Source organism: Pseudomonas serbica (assembly GCF_028823535.1).
Classification (GTDB): domain Bacteria; phylum Pseudomonadota; class Gammaproteobacteria; order Pseudomonadales; family Pseudomonadaceae; genus Aquipseudomonas; species Aquipseudomonas serbica.
Genome location: NZ_JAQIYM010000003.1, coordinates 389850 through 412275, shown reverse-complemented (window position 1 = coordinate 412275; position 22426 = coordinate 389850). Strand labels below are relative to the sequence as shown.

General features: G+C 54.4%; 11 protein-coding genes. All 11 read left to right on the top strand.

Annotated features, from left to right (window positions below):
• Positions 1-184: 184 nt before the first annotated feature.
• The 11 genes from zorA1 to NQL71_RS06700 all read left to right on the top strand — a co-directional run bounded on the left by zorA1 (position 185) and on the right by NQL71_RS06700 (position 22085).
• Positions 185-2377, top strand: coding sequence for a type I Zorya anti-phage system protein ZorA1 (zorA1, locus tag NQL71_RS06750; protein WP_274642440.1), 2193 nt, complete (start codon positions 185-187; stop codon positions 2375-2377).
• 13 nt (positions 2378-2390) lie between these two features.
• Positions 2391-3134, top strand: coding sequence for a type I Zorya anti-phage system protein ZorB1 (gene zorB1, locus NQL71_RS06745; protein ID WP_274642439.1), 744 nt, complete (start codon positions 2391-2393; stop codon positions 3132-3134).
• Positions 3131-4756, top strand: a complete 1626-nt coding sequence (zorC, locus tag NQL71_RS06740; protein WP_274642438.1) for a type I Zorya anti-phage system protein ZorC — start codon at positions 3131-3133, stop codon at positions 4754-4756. Before zorB1 ends, zorC begins: the two co-directional genes overlap by 4 nt.
• Positions 4756-8004, top strand: a complete 3249-nt coding sequence (gene zorD, locus NQL71_RS06735; RefSeq protein ID WP_274642437.1) for a type I Zorya anti-phage system protein ZorD — start codon at positions 4756-4758, stop codon at positions 8002-8004. Before zorC ends, zorD begins: the two co-directional genes overlap by 1 nt.
• Before the next feature lie 433 nt (positions 8005-8437).
• The gene (locus tag NQL71_RS06730) at positions 8438-10171 is read left to right on the top strand and encodes a class I SAM-dependent DNA methyltransferase (RefSeq protein ID WP_274642436.1); all 1734 of its coding nucleotides are present in this window, start codon (positions 8438-8440) and stop codon (positions 10169-10171) included.
• On the top strand, positions 10161-11513 hold the full coding sequence (locus tag NQL71_RS06725) for a restriction endonuclease subunit S (RefSeq protein ID WP_274642435.1): 1353 nt from the start codon (positions 10161-10163) through the stop codon (positions 11511-11513). Before NQL71_RS06730 ends, NQL71_RS06725 begins: the two co-directional genes overlap by 11 nt.
• A gap of 1 nt (position 11514) precedes the next feature.
• Entirely contained in the window at positions 11515-12453 is a 939-nt protein-coding gene (locus tag NQL71_RS06720; protein WP_274642434.1) for a COG2958 family protein, read from the top strand.
• A 207-nt stretch (positions 12454-12660) separates the two neighbouring features.
• Positions 12661-15783, top strand: coding sequence for a type I restriction endonuclease subunit R (locus NQL71_RS06715; RefSeq protein WP_274642433.1), 3123 nt, complete (start codon positions 12661-12663; stop codon positions 15781-15783).
• 361 nt (positions 15784-16144) lie between these two features.
• The gene (locus tag NQL71_RS06710) at positions 16145-17359 is read left to right on the top strand and encodes a hypothetical protein (RefSeq protein WP_274642432.1); all 1215 of its coding nucleotides are present in this window, start codon (positions 16145-16147) and stop codon (positions 17357-17359) included.
• A complete protein-coding gene (locus NQL71_RS06705) occupies positions 17356-19242 on the top strand; it encodes a hypothetical protein (RefSeq protein WP_274642431.1) in 1887 nt (628 codons plus the stop codon). Before NQL71_RS06710 ends, NQL71_RS06705 begins: the two co-directional genes overlap by 4 nt.
• Positions 19239-22085, top strand: coding sequence for an SNF2-related protein (locus NQL71_RS06700; protein ID WP_274642430.1), 2847 nt, complete (start codon positions 19239-19241; stop codon positions 22083-22085). Before NQL71_RS06705 ends, NQL71_RS06700 begins: the two co-directional genes overlap by 4 nt.
• The last annotated feature ends 341 nt before the right edge of the window (positions 22086-22426 follow it).

The following is a 22426-nucleotide window of genomic DNA, read 5'->3' as shown; positions in this document are numbered from 1 at the left end:
GGAAGGTTCTTGATCAGCCGTAGTGAAACTACCGCCCTTCCATTCCGAATTTGTTGCGCCCTGAAAATCGCGTGCCGAGCAAGGTGCTGTCATCGATCGCCAGCGGGATTGGCGATTGACGCATCAATCTGGGTGCTGCAGGCGTCCTGAACATCAAAAAATTGTTTAATTGAAGGCGGAAAGTATGGATTTATCGACGCTGGTGCATCTATGGGGTGCAGCAAGCTCCGAGCAGCTGATCGCGCCAATAACGGTAGTTGGCTTCGTTTTCATTTTGTGCGCTTGGTACTTTGTCCGTTATTTTTGTAGGTCCTTCAAACTTAGCAGTCAGCTGAAAAATCTGACTCAACGCGTGCAGGGTGTAAAAGCGCTCGCCCCGTCTCAGCGGCGCTCTGAATTGGAGCGACTGTTCAATGGAAGCAAGCTGGAGCACTCCTGGCACGAGTACGCTGAAACGCTGCACGACCAGTTTGAGTTTCAGGAAGGCGAGCAGGTCCTTATTCGGTCGCGTGCCACCGCCGGAGCCGCGCATTTTTTCTCCCCTCAAAGTGTGGTTGATACACCGCTGGGGACTGAGTTTTACAAACACCTACCTGGTATTTTGACTGGTATAGGCATTGTCGGAACCTTCTTCGGCTTGATGTTAGGCCTTCAGCATTTTGATCCGAGTACCCCAGAACAGGTAAATGCCAGCGTTGATAAGCTGCTCAAGGACGTGTTGTTTGCGTTCATCGGTTCCTTTATTTCAATCATGGCTTCTATCGCCGTCACGATCACTGAGAAGTGGCGTCTAGGGCAATGCTACAGGCTCCTTGAAACGTTCAACGAAACCATCGACGGGCTTTTCGACAGCGGTGTAGGTGAAGAGTATCTGGCGGAGCTTGTGCGCTCGAGTGCTGAAAGCTCCGTGCAAACCCGTCAGCTCAAGGACAGCCTGGTAACCGATCTGCGGGAAATGCTGCAGAACCTCGTTGATACCCAAGTCCGCGAAAGCCTCAAATTGGCGGATACCTTGTCAACGACCTACCGTGACTCTGGGCAGTTGTTGGCCGATCAGGTAAGCAGTGCGATTGAGAACAGTCTCAAATCCCCCCTTGAAGCTATCGCGGGTGCGGTTCAGGCCGCCAGTGGCGACCAGTCAGGGCAAGTACAGAACCTTCTTCAGGATGTTCTAGTAGCCTTCATGAACAAGCTGGAAGGTACGTTCGGCCAACAGTTTAACGGTCTACACGAACTGATGGGTCAGTCCGTTGCCGCCATGCAGTCGATGCAGCAAGGCTTTTCGACGCTGATCCAAGATATGCGTTCGGCTAGCGAGTCCTCGACCCAAAACAGCTCGACCATGATTGCCCAGTTACTCTCCGATATGCAGGCCGGACAGAATGCCATGCAAGCGGGGATGAACGAGATGCTCGTCAATCTTCAGGCTTCAGTTGCCCGTATCGGTAACGAAGGTGAGGGGGCAGGTGCTCGAATGGCCGAGCAATTGGAGAAGTTGTTTGCTCAAAGCGAGGCTCGCCAACAGGCAATGGCTGAGAATCTCCAGGCTTTTGTTGAATCGATCAAACAGAACATCGGCCAGGGTCAACAGGAAACCATGGCGAAAATTGCGGGCTCCGTTGAGGTACTGGGTGAGCAGCTCTCGGCAGTCTTCAAGCAACTGGAGCATGGTCAACAGCAGATGGATCAATCCACCCGTGCCGCGCAGGCCGACCTGCATCAAGGTACCCGCGACCTGGTGGGCGGGCTGGACGAACAGGTCAAGGCGTTGCTGCAAACAGTGTCTGAGCAACAGAAGTCTGCCCAGGACACCGTCAGGGCATTGAGTGCGCAAACAGAGCAGCATTTGCAAAGCATGCAGCTAGGCGCGGACAAGATGCGGGCGGCGGCTGAACGGTTCGAAACCGCCGGACAAAGTGTTGCGCGAGCCAGTGAGTCGACTGCGGGTCTGATGGGCACAGTCCAGGGCGCAGGTACTGAGCTTGCACAGGCATCACGTGAGCTGAACACCGTGGTCGCGGACTATCGAAACAATCGTGAAGCGCTGGCGAAAACTCTCGCGGTCATCGAAGGCGTTGTTGCAAGTGCGCAAGGGGAGGCCAGCGGTCGCAGCCAGTATCTTCAGGACCTGAAGGTTCAAAGCGAGCGGATGCAGGCGCTTAACCGTGAAGTGTATGAATACCTGGAAAACATCAGTGGTGTGCTGGGTAACGGGTTCAAAGAGTTCGGTGATGGCATGGATCGGACCTTGAGACAGACCTTGGGTAGCCTGGATACCGAGCTCGACAAAGTGGTCAAGCTCCTGGCCGGCGGCGTAGAAGGGGTCAAGGAAAGCATTGATGACTTCGGCGACATCATGGAACGAATCAAGCAGTAACGGAGGCTAGTCGATGTTTGGTAAGCAAATGCCTTCGGCTGCCCGTTCAAAAGACGAGGGAGAGAAGCCTTTCTGGATCTCCTTCGCTGATTTGATGACCGCGATGATGATTCTGTTTCTCGTGGTCATGGTGGCGGCTTTGAGTTCTGTGACGCAGCGTATTAACCAGGCGGAGCAGGGGGAGAAGCAGCGTAATAAGGACATCAGTCAAATCTGCGAGCACCTGAGCCTTAAGGCGAAGACTGCCAGCAAGACCATCGTGGTGGATTGCAAAGATAACCGGATTAGCTTCGGCGACGCTGGGCGCTTTGGGCATAACCAGTACGCGCTGAGCAACGATGGTCAGTCGGCGCTTCAAGAGGTTGTGCCGATGATTCTGGAGGCGGCCAACAGTGAGGTAGGTCGTAAATGGTTCAAGCAGGTGGTGATCGAGGGATCGACAGACACCGACGGTTCCTATCTTTATAACCTGCACCTTTCATTGCAGCGTTCAGAGTGGGTGATGTGCAGTCTGCTCGACAGTCGCAGCCCGCTCCAGGTCGGATTGTCGCCGGAGCATCAGCAGCAAATCAGATCGATGTTCCTGGCGGGCGGTGTGTCCTTTAACAATGCAAAGGACACCAAGGAAGAAAGCCGGCGGGTGGAGTTGCGCATGCAGTTCTTCGGTTTGAAGGAAAAGGAAGACAATCTCAAGCCAGAAGTGCCAGTGTTCAATAACACTGATATGGAAAAGTGTCAGTTGGCGATGAACCGATGACCAGCCCAATCGCCAGGCTATCCGCCGCTATTAACCTGAGTCTTTCCACGCATCGAACAGGGGCGGCGCCTGAACCGTTGGCGCGATTCCCCCGTCTGGGTGCTGCGGGAATTGATCTTTACGAACGATTCGAGCGCGCTGAAAAGGCCTTGCCGCCACCTCAGGAAAAGCGCCGTGCTGCGATAAGCAAATTCCGCAATGTTCTCCCGCTCAACGCCTCTGAATGGCGCTTGGTCTTCGCTGGCCTCTCGGACAAGAGTGAGCGAGTCGGGCCGATTCTGGACGATGACCAGCTATTTGACCGAGTGCACAAAGAAATCCATCACCGTATCGAAAAACGAAAGCTTAGCCGTCGCGATTGGTTGGCGCTGTGCTTTAGCTACTTTGGGTACGAGGCCGCAACGCCTGATCAGAACGCCAATTGGTGTGTGTTGCGGGCAGACGTTCAGCTTGGCTTCGATTGCGTCAGAGGTCAGCAAAAACGCGAGAAGGAATGGGTGCATATTGTCCAGCAACATCAGGAGCTTTTTTCCGAACAGGCAGGTGCCAGGCTGGGTGACCAGATGTTCAAGGGTGAAATCAGCGACCTTTCAGTGCTGCAGACAATTGCGCAGATCCCTGACAGCAGTTGGCTGTGGCGAAGGATCTTCAACGTACTGATCTCTCGTATTTTCATGTTGGATGACGCCGAGTTTTCTCAGCGTTTAGCCGACCTTGTCGAAATTGGTCGGCAGCACCCGCGCTACATGAACGACATTCTGAGTGCATGCCTGTCGCGTTATCACGGGGCAGCCTATCGAGAAAAGCCATCGTCACTGCTTAAGCAGGTTGCACTCGACAATTGGGGCAGCCCTCAGATCCGTTCGAGGCAAAACAGCTGGCTGCAGTATGTTGAAAAAGACGTCTGTGCGATGGTCGTGGCGTGGTTCGCGAAGGAAGATCTGGAGCACTTCTTCAACCTGTTGAAGGGAGACTCCGAGGTTGATCAGTCGCGTCTGTATTATTGGCTGAGATTTGCCAACCAGATGAGTTACACCCGCATTGTCATGGGCTCGGATGCGTGGCATGACAGTGGGCGGGACTTCGTTCATTTCCGTGAGAAGAACAAAGGGCGCCTGAGCAAGTTGGTAGGCGGTCCCGGGCACAATAATGCCGTAGTCATGCAGATTGGAAACTACTTTTTCGTGGAGTTTTCTGGAACAGGTAATGCCTGCTATGTGTACAAAGCAGATGATTCACCGTTCAATCCGGACAAATCTCAGCTTGCACTTAAAGCAGATCTGAAGCAGGCAAGTGCGTTCAATCCTATGCGGCATTCACCTGCACCTAGCCGCCCAAATCGCGTAGAGGGCTGGCTCAGCAAATTCGATGATGCCCTCGAGAAATTGGGTATTCGTGTGCAGAGTCAGGCCGGAGCGCCAGATTCAGCCAGGCAATTGCCTTTCGAAGACCAAGTCCGTGACGCCCTGAAGTCTGTCAAACACAAAGTCTATGACCACCGCGCGCGCGGCGGTGCGTTTCAAGTTCAGCTGGATGACAATGATCAGGCCGCCGTTGCTGCGCTCCAACGCCTGGGCTTCAAGCCCGTCAATCACCAGCCACTCCGGTTCTGGAGACCGTAATGCTCAAGCGTTTCCTCAAAGGCATTGGCCTGCAGCCGAATTCGGCGTTAGAAAATACTGAGCCTGTTTTTTTCATTGAGGAGCAGGGCATTTGTTATCCCCTGAGCTTGGCGGAGAATACGGAGTCCTGGCCGCTGGCAAGCTATCTGGATCAGTTGGAAGAAGAGGAGTTCGTCTCCCAACTCAGCGATCGCTGGTTGTTGACGTGGGATGAACTCTATCGGCTTCTTGATGAACCAGAGCACTTAACCAGTCTGCCGCTATTGGGGTTGCCACCAAAGACTGCACTCATTCCTCAACTGAGCAGCCAAGGCAGCCTTGCCTCCGACGATTTCAAAGTCTCCGTCAGTGGATGGCGTGATCCGCAATCCAACTCAAATGTGCAGGTGCAGCGTACGGGCGGCATCGTCCAGCACCACGGAAAAATGGAGATTTTGCCTGAGTCGTGCTGGAAACTGACCGGTGCGGTACGACAACTTTATCTGGCTCAACAAAACGAGCCTGGTGAAGTAACTAACCAGATTGGCTGGGCCAGCATCAGGAAGTTGGCGCGCAAGGCGGGTGCCGGTATGGATGGCTTCCTGGATAAGACCGTCGTTATCAAACCTGAAAGCTTGCGGCTCAACCCGAGAAAATCGACAGTAGGTAATACGCCGGTTATCGAGCTGCAACCAACCTTCGAAGGCCAGCCGGCAAACTGGCTTGAGAGTTTCGACGGCGCCAATCAGGTTCAGGATCGATACCGGGTGACCGGTGATGATGGATCGTTGACTCACGTCCTGATTGAGCCTGAAGTCAAATCTGTATTGGACTATGTGCGCTCGTTGCCCGGACGTCGGGTCGCAGGCGACGATGCTCTGTCTTTTGTCCGCAATCCGTACAGCGCACTTGGCGAAAGTGCCGCGCAGGTGTTGGATGCCGAGACCTATGAAGACGACCTGGCCGAGGCCGGGATTTTCTTTCACCGCTTTCATCTCGAGCCCAAGCTGGATGAAGCGGGACAGCACATTGTGCAGGTAAACCTGACGCTCGAACCCATCTCGCCAACCCCGCAGCCGCCCATCGAAGTTGAATTCAAAGCGGCTTATGAGCTAGCGCCTTTCGTGCATGAGTTGCAGCTGAAATTGGCCGCTGGCATGCCTGCCGGTTTCTGGCAGGGCTATGAGCTGGAACTCAGCGATTTTGATTTGCGCCAGTTGGCAGGTATCAGCGACCTGCTTAAGCGTTGGCAAAACGAAGCGGCCGGTATTGAGTTCGACTCAGTCCTGGACCTGTCTCTATACGGCGACCGTGTGACTGGCATCGGGGAAGCGGAAAAGATAACTTCGCCTTTCCTCGTCAAAGAGGCGACCGAGAACTGGCTGCCGAAGGATGTGGCGGCGCTGGGCATTGACGCAGAAATTCTTGGGCGTTGGGATCCATCCGACCGCGCTCAATTTGAAGCGTTTGAGCAGCGGTTGGACCAAGCTCGCGCTGCCGGTGATGAAACGGTCTGTTTGCCAGAGTCCGAAACACCGCTCTCGATTGCCGCCGCCGAGCAACTGTTTGAAGCCTGGTCCAAGAAGATCGCCCCTGTCACTACCGGCCTGGTCCAGCAACAGGAAAAGGTCGGCCGCGCCGTACTGCAAATCGGCCACAACATTGACGAGCCGACCTACGTTCAGATTCGGCAGGCAGCCTTACGCGCCGCTTTGGATGCAACGCCTGAGTTGCCCAACCTGCTCAAGCCTGAAGTCGTCTTGCGTGAGCACCAGCTTCAAGGCGTCGCGTGGTTGCAGCATTTGTTCCGCTTGTCCCCCTCGGACGTGTCAGGTTGCTTGCTCGCGGATGACATGGGGCTTGGAAAAACGATCCAGTTGCTCACCTTCCTGGTCTGGTACCTGGAACAGTACCCGGATGACAAGCCAACACTGATCGTCGCCCCGGTTTCGCTGCTCGATAACTGGGAGCGAGAGCTTCACCGGTTCTTCTTCGCTGACGCGCTGCCAGTGCTGAAGCTGTATGGCTCAGCGTTAAGTGCGGTGAAGTTCAAGAAGGAAGAAATCCCTGCTGACTTGAAAGCCAAGGGCATCAAGAATCTGTTGCGCCCGGGTTGGATGGGCGGCGCCCGAATCGTCCTGACGACTTACGAGACACTTCGCGATCAGGAGTTTTCCCTGGCGCGTCAGCAGTGGTCGATCGTCGTGTGCGATGAAGCACAGAAGCTGAAGAACCCCGCGGCACTGGTCACTCAGGCGATTAAAGCCATTCCTGCGAGATTTCGAGTGGCGTGCACCGGTACGCCTGTCGAGAACACCCTGATAGATCTCTGGTGCCTCTTCGACTTCATTCAGCCAGGTTTTCTGGGTGGTTTGAACCAGTTCGGCCGCGAATATCAGCGCCCAATCGAAGCCGCGTTGGAGCGCGATACGGTTGCCCTGGAGCGCCTTCGAGGGCTTATCGATCCGCAGACTTTGCGGCGTACCAAGCAGGACATTGCCAAAGACCTGCCTGCCAAAATTGAAGACACGGCATGCCGTTCGTTGAGCATGCATGCCTTGCAGCGCAATCTGTACCTGTCCGAAATATCCGCGTACAGCCAGAAGCAGCAGATCGAAGAACAGCTCGATCAAAAGACTTCCGGCATGCTTGGGTTGCTGCACAAGCTCAAGCTCATTTGCGCCCACCCTTATAGCGTCCAGCCCGACAAGCGACTGCGCGACAACTCGCCGAAGCTGCAGTGGTTGATGCAGACGCTTGAGTCGATCAAAAGAGCCGGGAACGGCGACAAGGTCATCGTCTTTACCGAGTTGCGTGATATCCAGCGGGAATTGCAGCACTCGATCCAGGAGCATTTCGGGTTTCGGGCAACGGTCATCAACGGCGATACCAGTACCAGCAGTCAGAGCGCCAATAGTCGACAGAAGCTGATCGACCAATTCCAGGAGCTGCCTGGCTTCGCAGTCATCATCCTGTCCACTATCGCCGTCGGGTTTGGAGTGAATGTGCAGGCGGCCAACCACGTCATTCACTTTACTCGTTGCTGGAACCCGGCCAAGGAAGATCAAGCTACGGATCGGGCCTATCGGATTGGGCAGGAGAAGGATGTGTATGTGTACTACCCGACGGTTCGGGATTCGGCGATGCCGACGTTTGAGGCGACGCTGGATGAGTTGCTGAGTAAGCGACGGGCGTTGGCGCGGGACATGTTGCGTGGGGCTTCGGAGATTCAGGCTTCGGATTTTGAGGCGTTGCTGGGGGCGCGCTGAACGCCGAAGCAGACGATTGAAATCCTGATGGTTAACGGGAGATACAAGAATTCACAGGTTTCTGGTTAGCAGGGGTTTGTGATCGGCGATGTGTCAATTATCGGGGCAGGTGGTCCACTTGAATCTACTAAGCAAGCGGTCGTTTCAGTGTGCTGGCGCTGGCTCAACGCAGTAACGCTAGCAAGATCTGAGTGGATTATTTACCTGTGTGCCCGACCAGTATTGGCGCTGACAGCTCAACGGCTTACTGTGCGCGGAAATAGGCATCATGCGTTGCTTAATCCGAAGCGTTCATTGTGTCGATGAGCGCTGAGAGAATCAGCTCGAAAGAGCTGTCACCCGTTATCATGCAGCCCATCTTCACCCGCACCTCAGTGGTTGGGTTTTCATTTTTACAGCGCAGTTTATCTGCGTCGAATGGAGGGAAAAGTCCATGACGGATCAAAAGGGTGGCGAACAAGTCGCTATCAGTCTAGCCGAACAAGCACTTAACGAGGCCCGCGCTCGTTATGCCCCGAGCGAAACCTCAATCAGCGCCGAACCTGAGCCGGTGAAAAAAAAGCGCGGACGTAAGGCCGTCGCTAACACAACCAGCAGCACTCTGCAGGATATGCAGAAAACGCTGTGGGCCACCGCTGACAAGATGCGCGCCAACATGGACGCTGCCGAATATAAGCATATTGTCCTCGGTCTTATCTTCCTCAAGTACATCTCCGACAGCTTCGCCGGCCGCCGTGCTGAGCTGGAGTTGAAGTTTGCTGACGCGAGCGACGATTACTACCTGGGTAGTGAGGACGCCGAGCTGCTGGCCAGCGAACTGGAAGAACGCGACTACTACAAAGAAGTGAATGTGTTCTGGGTGCCGGAAGTAGCCCGCTGGGAGTCGCTGCGCGCCGCCGCCAAACAAGTGGACATCGGCAAACGTATCGACGAGGCGCTGGCCGCCATCGAAGCCGAAAACCCACCACTGAAAAACATCCTCGATAAGCGCTACGCCCGTGCCCAACTGCCAGACGGCAAGCTTGGTGAATTGGTCGACCTGATCTCGATTATCGGTTTCGGTGGCGACGCCAACCAAGCCCGCGATCTGCTCGGCCAAGTGTATGAATACTTCCTCGGCCAATTTGCCAGCGCTGAAGGTAAGAAGGGCGGGCAGTTCTATACCCCGGCCAGCATCGTCAAAACTCTAGTCGCCGTGCTTAATCCGCACCATGGCAAGGTCTACGATCCTTGCTGCGGTTCTGGCGGCATGTTCGTGCAGTCGGAAAAATTCATCGAAGCCCATGGCGGTAAAATCGGTGACGTCTCGATCTACGGCCAGGAGTCCAACCCGACCACGTGGCGTCTGGCTGCGATGAACCTGGCCATTCGCGGCATCGATTTCAACCTCGGTCGGGAGCCGGCCGACACCTTTATCCGCAATCAGCACAGCGACCTGCGCGCCGATTTCGTCATGGCTAACCCACCGTTCAACATTAGCGACTGGTGGCACAGCAGCCTCGAAGGTGACCCGCGCTGGGTGTATGGCACGCCGCCTCAAGGCAATGCCAACTACGCCTGGCTGCAGCATATGCTATTCCACCTCAAGTCCAGCGGCCGTGCCGGCATTGTCCTAGCCAACGGCTCGATGAGCTCCAGCCAGAACACTGAAGGTGATATTCGCCGCGCCATGGTCGAAGCGGATGTGGTGGAGGTGATGGTTGCGTTGCCCGGTCAACTGTTCTTCAATACTCAGATCCCGGCTTGCCTTTGGTTCCTCAGTAAACAAAAAGCCGCTCGCCCCGGCGAAGTGCTATTTATCGACGCGCGAAAACTCGGTAGCAACGTCAGTCGCGTGCAGATCGAATTGCTCGACTGTGAGATTGAAAGTATTGCCCAGACCGTCGCCAATTGGCGTGGGGTGCCGCTGGATGTTGGCGGTGAGATTGCTGAGTATGTCGATGTGGCCGGTTTCTGCCGCAGTGTGCCACTCGCCGAAATCGCCGAGCACGGCCATGTACTTTCTCCGGGACGTTACGTCGGCACCGAGGCGGTCGAAGATGACGACGAAGCCTTTGCTGACAAGATGCAGAACCTCTCCGCTCTGTTGGGTGAACAGCTGGCCAAGGGTGCTGAGCTTGATCAACTGATCCGCCAGAAATTGGGGGAGTTAGGCTATGAGTTCTAAGTGGCCGAGGATCAGTGTTTCGCAGCTTCAGGCTGAAAGTAAGCTCCTTGTAGAGGACGGCAACCACGGCGAGTATCGACCTCGTCCAGACGAATTTGCAGATCGTGGTGTGTCGTTTATTCGTGCTGCAGACATGTCTGATGGACAAGTGTTGTTTAGTTCAGCACAGTGCATTAATGAAGTTGCATGCTTAAGAATTCGCAAGGGGATAGGCAAGCCTGGCGATGTGCTGCTTTCCCATAAGGGGACGGTGGGGAAGGTGGCATTCGCCCCAAAGGACTGCCCTGCTTTTGTGTGCTCCCCCCAAACGACCTTTTGGCGAGTTATGGATGAGCGGATATTAGATAGAAGCTTTTTGTTTGCATATTTGCAGAGCGCCGAGTTCAAGGCACAGCTTGCCTCTCGTAAAGGCGAAACAGACATGGCTGATTATGTCAGCCTGACGGCTCAGAGGCAGTTGCTCTTACCTGTTCCCGATATCTTGACTCAAAGGAAAATTGGGGGCTTTTTCTCGGCATTCAACGACCGCATCATTTTGTTGCGCGAAACCAACGCCACCCTGGAAGACATCGCTCAAGCGCTGTTCAAATCCTGGTTTGTCGATTTCGACCCAGTGCGCGCCAAGGCTGAAGGGCTTGATCCAGACGGCATGGATGCCGCCACCGCAGCGCAGTTTCCTGACAGTTTCGAAGAGTCAGAGTTGGGGGTGGTACCGGTGGGGTGGAAGGCTATGTCCTTTACTGAAACGATCGATGTGATCGGAGGAGGGACGCCGAGGACCTCCATCTCGGACTATTGGAATGGTGATATCCCTTGGTTCTCCGTGGTTGATGCGCCAACAGCGACTGATGTGTTCGTTATCGACACTGAAAAGCACATCACCATTGCTGGTCTTAACAATTCTTCAACCAAGCTTTTAGCAGCTGGAACAACCATAATTTCTGCGCGCGGTACTGTGGGGCGACTTGCACTTGTTGGGCGAGAGATGGCAATGAACCAGTCATGTTATGGCTTGCGTGGCAGGGCTGGTGATGCGTATTTCACTTATTTCAACACTTATCGCCTCGTTGAATCTCTGAAGCAGCGTGCACATGGATCAGTATTCGATACGATCACCCGCGACACTATGGCAGGAGTTTCGATCATTTACCCGGATGAGCAGATCATCTGTGAGTTCGAAAGTGCAGTCTCTCCAGTAATGGAAAAGATCAAGGAAAATCTGAAGCAAACTCAAACTCTCACACAGCTCCGCGATACCCTGCTGCCGCGCCTTATCTCCGGCCAACTGTGCCTGCCAGAAGTGGAAGCCTCCATCGAAAATATGTTGTCGGAGGCGGTCTGAGATGGCTATGAATCTGCGCGAGCGTGTGACTGCACGGCTGAAAAGTGTGCCTGATACCCAACAGACTGCCCGCGAATTGGCGCAGTGGGTCTTCGATGAGTTTCCTGACGAATGCGCGGTCAAGAAAGCAGGCAGTGCCAGCTACATTCAGACTGACAAGGACCTGGTGCAGCAACTGGTGGCCGAGATTGCTGGTTCCCGCCCGCTCTGGCAGCAGAAGCATCCTGAACTGAAAACAACCGAAGGACGGCCACGTCACTATTACTGGTCGGAGATGGATGCCAGCGCTGAAGTAGCGGCGGCTGAAGGGGGCACTCTCGTAACGTCAGACCTGCCTGAGCCTTCGCCGTTGCGTGAGCATGCACTCTATCCAATTTTGGCGGAGTATCTGCTGACGGACGAGCAGAGGGTGTACGCCATGCGGATCAACGAAAAGCGTTCGTCCAACCGGGCTGGTAGTGGTGGCAACGAATGGTTGCATCCAGATCTGGTAGGTCTGGAAGACCTGACTGCTGACTGGACGCAGAACTTACGTGATTGCGTCCGCGTGTTGGGCGAGCGCCGCGCTCGATTATGGTCGTTCGAGGTCAAGCTGCTGCTCAACCGTTCCAATGCGCGCAAGAGTTTTTTCCAGGCAGTGTCCAACTCCTCTTGGGCTCATTTCGGTTACTTGGTAGCCGCCACGGTGGAGGGCGACGGTACGCTCAAAGAGTTACACATGCTCGCCGCAGCTCATGGCATTGGTGTGATTCAGCTCGATGTGCAGAACCCCACGGAAAGCCAGATTCTGATCCCCGCTCGCGAACGTAGTGAAATCGACTGGGATATGTGTAACCGCTTGACTGAAGAGAATGGCGACTTCGCCGAGTTCATTGGCCGCGTACGGCGTTTCCATCAGACCGGTGAGCTGTCAGCCAAGGAGTGGGAGGCCGGCGAGTGATCACATTAGCGGTATTGAACAGCGTGGGCGGGCTGGCTGAGGACCAATCAGGTGGCTGACTAGGCGTTGTAAGTATCAAGAGAGTTTTGGGCCTCGCCGAATTTTAGTGACCGCGCGACTTGCCCAAAACTTTGGACCGGATTTTTGCCGAACATTGCCTTGACCGAGGCAGAGCTGGCAGGCGAACTGAACAGGAAGTGAAATGGAATGACTGAAGACCAACTGGAACAGGAAGCCCTCGGCTGGCTGGCTGAAGTGGGATACACGCGCCTTTACGGACCGGAAATTGCAAATGACGGCGCTAGCCCGGAGCGGGCTCACTACCGTCAGGTGGTCCTGACCGAGCGCCTGCGCAGCGCCATGGCCAAGCTCAATCCCAAGGTGCCATTGGCCGCGCGAGAAGATGCCCTCAAACAGGTGCTCGAGCTGGGCCTGCCAGTACAACTGTCGGCCAACCGCTTGTTCCATCGTCTGTTGGTCAGCGGCGTACCGGTGCAGTACCAAAAAGACGGCGAGACTCGTGGCGACTTCGTCCGCCTGATCGACTGGGCTGACGTTAAGGCTAACGACTGGCTGGCCATCAATCAGTTCAGCATCCAGGGGCCGAAACATACCCGGCGTCCGGACATCATCCTGTTCGTCAACGGCCTGCCGTTGGTGCTGCTGGAGTTGAAAAACCCGGCGGATGTGAAGGCCGACCTGGGTAAAGCCTTCGACCAGATTCAGACCTACAAGGAACAGATCCCGGATCTGTTCCAGTACAACGAAATTCTGGTGATTACCGACGGTAGCGAAGCCCGCATGGGCTCACTGTCAGCAGATGCCGAGCGCTTCATGAGCTGGCGAACCATCGACGGCGAGACTCTCGATCCGTTGGGGCAGTTCAACGAGCTTGAAACTTTGGTGCGCGGTGCATTGGCGCCTGAGATGCTACTCGACTATCTGCGATACTTCGTGTTGTTCGAAGATGACGGCCGACTGGTGAAGAAGATTGCCGGTTATCACCAATTCCACGCCGTGCGCGCTGCCATTCAGCAGGTGGTCACTGCCTCGCGTCCCGGTGGCAACCATAAAGGCGGGGTGGTTTGGCACACCCAGGGCTCGGGTAAGAGCATCACCATGACGTGCTTCGCCGCCCGGGTAATGCAGGAAGCGGCGATGGAGAACCCAACCATCGTGGTGATCACCGATCGGAACGACCTGGATGGCCAGTTGTTCGGGGTGTTTTCGCTGTCTCAGGATCTACTGCGCGAGCAGCCCGTTCAAGTTGAGTCACGAGGTGATTTGCGCACCAAGCTGGCCAACCGACCTAGTGGCGGTATTGTATTTGCCACTATCCAGAAGTTCATGCCAGGGGTTGATGAAGACAGCTTCCCGGTACTGTCACTGCGCCCAAACATCGTCGTCATCGCCGACGAAGCCCATCGCACTCAGTATGGATTCAATGCTGAGCTGAAAGCGCCAAATGGGCTTCAGGCAGCAGAGAGCCAAGCCCGGTATCAGGTTGGCTATGCCCAGCATCTGCGTGATGCGCTACCCAATGCCACCTTCGTGGCCTTTACCGGCACACCGGTGTCCAGCGAAGACCGCGACACCCGTTCGGTTTTCGGTGAATACATTCATGTTTACGACATGCAACAGGCCACTGAAGACGGCGCAACGGTCGCCATCTACTATGAATCGCGGCTGGCCAAATTGTCGTTGAAAGACAGTGAGTTGCCGGCGATCGACGATCAGGTCGATGAACTGGCTGAAGATGAAGAGGACGACCAGCAGTCGCGCCTGAAAAGCCGTTGGGCCGCACTGGAAAAGGTGGTCGGTGCCGAACCTCGGATCAACAGCGTGGCGGCTGATCTGGTTGCCCACTTTGAAGAGCGTAATCAGGGCCTGGTAAGCATGGGGCAGATGCCCGGCAAAGCCATGTTGGTGGCCATGAGCCGCGAGATCTGCGTGCACCTGTACAATGAGATCGTTGCCTTGCGTCCGGAATGGCACGATGAAGACCCGGAAAAAGGCGCGATCAAGATCGTCATGACCGGCAGTGCCTCGGACAAGGCCTTATTGCGGCCGCATATCTATTCTGGACAGCAAAAAAAACGTCTGGAAAAACGCTTTAAGGATCCTCTCGATCCGCTCAAGTTGGTCATCGTCCGTGATATGTGGCTGACCGGCTTTGATGCACCCTGCGTCCATACTCTGTACGTGGATAAGCCAATGAAGGGCCATAACCTGATGCAGGCCATTGCCCGGGTTAACCGTGTCTTCAAGGACAAGCAAGGCGGCCTGGTGGTGGATTACATCGGTATCGCCAATGAGCTGAAAGCCGCGCTCAAGGAGTACACCGGTAGCAAGGGCAAAGGACGGCCGACCGTGGATGCCCATGAAGCCTATTCAGTGCTGGAGGAGAAGCTCGATGTCCTGCGCAGCCTGCTGCATGGCTTCGATTACAGTGACTTCCTAGCCGGCGGCCATAAGTTGCTCGCTGGGGCAGCCAACCATGTGCTCGGTCTGGAAGACGGCAAGAAGCGCTTTGCTGATACCGCGCTGGCTATGAGCAAGGCCTTTACCCTGTGTTGCACCTTGGATGAAGCCAAGGCAGTGCGCGAGGAGGTGGCGTTCTTCCAGGCGATCAAGGTGATCTTGATCAAGCGTGAAGTCAGTCAGCAGAAAAAGACCGACGAAGAACGCGAATTGGCCATTCGCCAGATCATCGGCAATGCCGTTGTCTCTGGCGACGTGGTGGACATCTTCGAGGCGGTGGGCTTGGACAAGCCCAATATTGGCTTGCTCGACGATGCGTTTCTCGCCGAGGTGCGCAATCTTCCAGAGAAGAACCTGGCGGTAGAGCTGTTGGAGCGTTTGCTCGAAGGCGAAATCAAGAGCCGTTACAGCACTAACCTTGCTCAGGAGAAGAAGTTTTCCGAGCTGCTGGCGAATGTGATCAAGCGCTATCAAAACCGTTCTATCGAAACCGCTCAGGTCATCGAAGAGCTGATCGAAATGGCCAAAAAATTCGCTGCCGCTAGCAAGCGCGGTGATGAGCTGGGGCTCAACGATGACGAGCTGGCGTTTTACGATGCCTTGGCCAATAACGAGTCCTCAGTGCGCGAGTTGGGCGACGAAATCCTCGCAAAAATTGCCCACGAGCTGACCGCCAGCTTGCGGGCCAACGTCAGTGTTGATTGGAGCAGTCGTGAAAGCGTGAAGGCCAAACTTCGCATCTTGGTGCGACGGATTTTGCGCAAGTACAAGTATCCGCCGGATCAAGCCGAAGAGGCGGCGCAGCTGGTGCTCAATCAGGCGGAAACACTCTGCGAGGCATGGCTGTAGGCTTAAGCACTGCGAGTCAATGGTGTGGTAGAAGAGGATTCTGTTCGCAGATACGGCCGTAGTTTACGTTGCAGTTGCGGCCGAGATTTGTGAACAGCGCCAGGTCCGTGCAAAGGGTGAGCTTTTTTTGAGTTGTTTAGAACCGTCGAATGCAGCAGCGCAGCGTAGGTCACACGCTTACCATTTGTTCGCCCCCCCGTTTAGTAATTTTTTTACTGCGACCTGTGTACACCAATGCGCCTTACTTGGTCCGGTTAAAGCCATAGTCTTTCCTTTTTAAAAAAACTGGTGTTTGGCGACAAACCCTATCGGTTCGCTCGCTGTGAGTGAACCAATGACTAGCATCGGAAGCTCTCACCAAATGTTTACAGTGACTGAAATAGACAAGGGTTTGTTGCTTCCCTTGAGCGGCCGCGACCCGCTGGGGATCATGCCGTTGTGGCAACGACGGGCCAGAGATTTGGTACCAGCGTTGACTGGTTCGAGTCGACGCGCCGAAGGTTTTCAGGTGCTCCTGACGGCTCTGGCATGGTGGCCGGTATTCGCGCAGGACTCATCGAACAACACACCCAAAGATCAGCAAAAGTTCTTCATTCTGATCGAGCAGGCTTTTGCGCGCGCCTGTCGTTGCGCCGGAGTTGATTGGCTTCTACCAGGGAGTCGGCGCCTGAATAGTGCTGATGAAGGTGTCTGGATTAGTCTGCAAAGTGATCATCAGTTACTCGACAGCCCTTTGGCTAACGGCGTGTGGGGGTTGTATCGCGGACCTGCGCTGAATGCTCAATTGATCGATGCGCATAATCGAATGGACGAAAAACTGGCGAAAAAAATCAGGGAGCAAACACCAATTATCGAGGCATTGTTCAAGGGGGTGAGGGCTGTATTGCGCGGATCTGGGGACCCTGTGCTTTTTGCTCAACGGCCAAGCGCCAGAGTTGTCAGCGGGTTGAAGGTGATCATCGAGCAGGTACCCTCCAGGCGAATTATTCTTGATGCATTCGTTACTCCGGCTAGCTCCACGATTACGCAAGAGCTAGCGATATTGTCGCGAAGCTCAATGCAGGCAGACGACATTCGTCAGTTCGTAACAGTGGCGATCGAGACATTGCCAGCACATGCAGTACACCTTAAGAACGTACAGAGTTGCGAAGGTTATATCGCACCACTGGAGGCTATTTTCGAGTATTTGTGTTCAAAGGCGAATCTAGCTTTAACGCTTGTCGAGAGTGACCTCGCGATAGATCTTCTAGCCCTGCGAGAGGCTGCTAAAGCGTTCGCCGCAGGCGGTAACTATGAGGGCTCATTGCAGGGGCGTGTTGATCAATTGTTAAGGTTGGACCTAAGCAGCAAGCAGCGATTGATTACTTCTCTGCTTGATCATCACCGAGCTGTCAGCGAGTCACGCGGCAATGCGCCTTGGCTACAGCTGGATGAGCAAGGCAAGCTCGAATGCTCGCTGGTCATCAGTACTCCTTCACCTGAGCAACTGCTACCGGGCATTGCCTGGCGCAATGATTACTACCTTGATTGCTTAGGCGCACTCTCTCAACAATTGCGTGCTGGGAGTTCGCGATGAGGGTAACTATTCGAGAGCGACTGTCTGAAGTTGCCAGCCGGTTTAAGCAAATTGAAGTTGCGCTGTTTTCCAGCTTTACGTTCAACGCTGATTTTTTTGAGCAGAATGTTATGCCCGCCCTGTTCGGTGCAGACCCGCAGTCAAGTCGGGCAGTGCGCGAGCAGGTGGTACATCGAGGCCTGCGCAAAACACAGGTCGGAGTGTTCTGTGATCCGGCAGTGATCAAACCGAGTGCAAAAGCATACCGCTACAGCACCTACCCGGTTTTCGTTCAGGGGCGTTTTTTTCACCCCAAGAACATAGTTCTCATTGGCACTGACATGCAGGGGACACGATGGGTTTATGTTGCGGTGATGTCGGCCAATCTTAGCCTTTCGGGATGGGGCCGCCAATGTGAAGGTTTTGCCGATACCTGGCTGCCGGCGCCTCGACAACAGCCGATGCTGGAGCTCAAGAATTTTTTAGACTGGCTCGATAGGAGCGTGCACTCCAAGAACCGTTGTGGTCCGTTGCAACGTGCCATTTCTTTGCTACAAGAAATGCAGCTTCGCCGAAAAATTGCTGACCCTGAACACGCCGAAGCATCGAGAGCTGCTCCCTGCCTGTATTTTTCACCATTACACGATTCGCTCTGGCAATTCGTTCAGCAGCACTACGGAACATTCAGCGCTGTGAAGGCGGCCTCACCTTATTGGGGGGATGTTGCACGAGTGGTTGCACGACTGCCGATGGTTAACTGGACCCTGGTCGCCGCCCGCAAACCGCCGCTTATGAATCAGGTCTATCTCGGTCAGGATACACTTGATCAGTTGTTCGCCAATGACAAGGACCGCCAGGTCATGGCGTGGAAGAGCGCTGCTGGGCGCTTTTACCATATCAAACTCTACGAATTTCAAACCCTAAAGGGACCGGTCACTGCAATTGGCTCTTGCAACTTCACTTGTAATGGCCAGTTTTGGTTGGGCGCTGATGACACACCTGATGGCAATGTGGAAAGCATGTTGTTCGATACCCATGCCCTGCCATGGCCTGAGACCGAACCCCTGAATGCGCAGCAAATACCTGCGACCAGTCAAGAAGAGGAAACGCTCACACCCTGGCCGTTTCATGTTGGTGTGGAGTACGACTGGAAAACCCGGCAATTTACCTGCAGTTTGCACGGTGACATCGCCAGCGGGAAGGTAACTCTTGAATTGCGTGATGCTGGTGCGGCGGTTGTGCTGGATAATCTTAAGCGATGCTACGAGCAGCGAGGTCCTCTGACATCGCGTAGTTTTTTGCTGGCATGGAAAGGGCTTGTTCAGGAAGGCATCGTGACTGAGGTCAATTTGCAGGTTTCGACCGAGGTCTATGGCACCCCCTTGGGCGCGCAGGCAATTCTCGAGTCCTGGCGCTCGGACTTACCTTTTGAGCCGGTACCTAATGACCCAGAAGGACAAGAGCAAGAGAGGCAAGAGGGGACGTTGTGTTTGCCGATGGACGTAGCATTTGAAGCTTCAAACGAGGTGGACTTTGATTCGTTTGACTTGTTTCAGGCACTCAAGGCGCGCCGGAAAAAGCTCGCGGAGGCTGAGCAAGAACAACATCTGGAGTTGCTCATCCATCGTAATGACAGCGTGGCAGCTCTCGTTAAGGCATTCGCACAGGCCAATATTGCCGAAACCGCGAAGTGGATTGTTTACCGTGAATGTAGAAGCTTCTTCGATGCTCACAATGACGACCTGATTCAGGATGTGAGTCGCTACCTCGACGACTCGATCGCCAAAATCCGTCCTGTAGTGCTCCAAACGATTGCCCAAGAATTACAAGGACGTAATGTGGGCGTTGAACCAGAAGGGTTGTTGGCATGGTACGAACGCCAATTCGCCGGGAGTCAAAAATGAAACTGTCTGTCAGCGACGTCAGAGAATTTTTGGATTTCAGTTGCAAAAACCAGTTCGGCGCCAGCGAATCGATGATCAACCTGCAAGCAGAGGGTGTGGCCGCTTTATGCAATATCCTAAAGCGCGAGAGCGTCGCCTACTTGGCCGACGAAGTCGGTTTGGGTAAAACCATGCAAGCGTTGGGTGTGATTGGTCAACTGCTTCGGCGCAAACCCAAGGCGCGGGTGCTTATCATTAGCCCCAGAGAAAATGTCCAGCTCGGCTGGGCGCGAGAGTTTGAAAGATTTCGCGCCCATGTCTGGACCGATCCTGCATGCACACTAGCGCCGTTACAGATGTATGGGTCATTGAGAGAATGGCTTGGCAATCTGCCTGGTGGTCCGAGTATCGCACTGCTGCGTCATCCGAGTTTTACTCGCCCTGTATACGTTGGGGATTCTCAGGATTGGGGGGATGCCGTGCAGAGACTGGCACTTGAGCATATTACGTTGCCGCGGAAAGTGCCGGAAAGCAAAGCGGCCGATCGCAGCCGTGATTTTAATTTGCATTTCGCTAAAGCAGTCAACACTTGGTTACATACTGAAAATATTGAGTTCGATCTGGTTGTAGTCGATGAAGCCCAATGCTTACGGAACCCGTCAAACCAGACCAATAGCGTGCTTCAATCCCTTTTGAAAACTCGGGTGAAACAATGGCTGTTCATGAGTGCTACACCAGCTCATTCTGGGGTCGACAATATCGCCACGGTGCTCAATGGCTATCCGGACCGAGGTCCGTTGATTGAGACTACGCAGCTGACTGCACCCGATAATCATGCAGCAATGAAAACCCTTGCCCGTTTCATGATTCGAAGGCCACGTCGATACGTCGTTGCAGGCAAGGCCCTGAATAAGGGTGACTATCGTAAAGACGACCAGTCCACACTGTCTCTGACCTGCAAGTCGAGTCTTGATCTACTGTCGATAGCCCTAGTGCAGAAGCGCTTGGTGGATGTACTCGATGCTCGGGGAAATCGGTTTCGCAGCGGTTACATGGCTTCGTTTGAGAGCCTTGAAGATTCGCTTAAAGGCCGAGCAACTGGCACTTTAAAAAAAGCTCCGGATGACTTGGACGAAGAGCCAGAACAGGGCGACTTTCATGTTGACACCAATGTCCGCCTCGATGATTCACAGTCACCGGACGCCGGTTTTGTTAGTGCACTGAGCCGTGATTTTGTAGAGAACTTTGCGTTTGATCTGCCGCATCCAAAAATTGATGCGGTTGCGCAAGACCTCGCCCTTGCTGCATTTGGTATTCAAGGTCACCAACGTGCGCAAGTCGGTGGCGTCAAGACTCTGGTGTTTTGCCGCCGGATCAGCAGTGTCCACACCTTGCGCCAGCGATTGATGCAGCAGTACAACATCAGTATCGAGGTGCGAAGCAGGGACTACTGGAAGCAACACCTGGACTGGGAGCATGGGTTTACCGGGAAGAAAGCAGGGCCAGCAGATCAAGAAGCGGATAGCGAATTCTCTGGCGAACCCTACGATGAAGGCGACGGGACCAACAAGCTGCGCGTAGCCCTGCGTCCCAAAAGCTGGTTACGCAATTTTCAATCAACATTCCAGGATGGCCAGCGTAACGCGCTGTTCTTTGAGCACAACTGGTTTGTGCGTCTGTGTCGCGAAGGCGGGGTAGAGCCTCGAGAAGCTTGCGAGCAAATTCCTCCAACGTTGTGGGCCCAGTCATTTGAGTTCGCCACACGAGGCAACAAACGCTACCGGCGCAGCCAGTTCCGCTATTTGCTCTGGCAGTGTCTGCGTAATCATCCACAAGCGGTCTTCGGACTCAGCAGCGAAGCGGCCAAACACTGGCAGAGTGCGTTGGAGCCATTGTTCCCTGAGGTTCATGAGCCTATTGAAGGCAAATCGCTCAAACACCATGAAACCGATCCGGATCTACTGTGCTTCACAAGTCTGTGGAGCTATGTTGAATGCCACACGCAAGATCGGGCACTGGTGTTGCCAGGTGCAGGTATGCATCCGCACATCTCTGAGATCCTATGGCGCCAGATTTTGGGTCACGTGCTTGCGCAATACTTGCGGCTTAGCGACGGGTTGGTCGATCTCTATTGGGCAGATCACCGTGCTAAAAAACAGAAGCAAGGAACGCTACTTGAACCTTTTGTGGAGTGGCTGTTAAGCACTGATAGAGACGCTCAGCGTTTGCGAAGTGTATGGGGGGCATGGGTCAAGGATCATGTATTGATCTTCTCTTCTGCAATCGGCGAAAGCCCAGGTTGCTCAAATGACAAACTGAGCATCCTGGCTCGACGCGAGGACTTTGACTTCCTTCATCAAATGGACCCGGTGGTTGGCATTACCGGAAACAGCAAAGGCCACAAACGCCCGATCCAACAATTCAATACACCGGGGTTGCCCTATGTCATGGTGGGTACCGATACCATCCGCGAGGGAGTCAACCTGCACCTGTATTGTGACCGAGTGATGCATTATGGCATGGCTTGGACTCCGGGCGACCTTGAACAACGTATTGGTCGAGTGGACCGTTATTTCAGTCAGATAGAACGCCGCCTTAATTGCGCTGATACTGAAAAGTCTCCAAAGCTGGAGATCCACTATCCGCATTTGCGTGACACATTAGAGCGCCAGCAAATTGAAATTCTCTTGGAGCGAAAGCGCAGGACCGATGAGGTCGTTGATCCAGTGTTCGCCGTTGGACAAGGAGCCACAGGCAGTGGCGAGATTCGACAGGGGCTGCCTGTCGGCTGGGAGAGCAATCCAGTTGTATCGGTGGCTGCCGGATTTTTTAGTACGGCAAGGCACTTACCAAAGGAAGGCTAGGATTTAATTGATCGTTTAAGCGCGGCGCCTACGGATTCGGAAGCTTGCACCTCATGTTTCGTACACAAGCAACGGATGGCACCAAATAGCGGCATCAATTACAGCTGTGCAAACCGAGGGCAAGAATTTTTCTTGCTCGACGTTTATCTGAGCGCATTTAGTTACATCGCCTTCCGTGGGGCCATGTCGGCATATTTTATCGATCTCTTAAGTTCATCCCACGCATAGTGGGGGCGAGAGTCAGACTCTGATCTGTCAATAAAACGCACCGATCTCCACCTGCTTTCTGACTTCTGCGCAACTGTATCAACACGCTGGGTTGCGTTATGTGCATGAGAAGT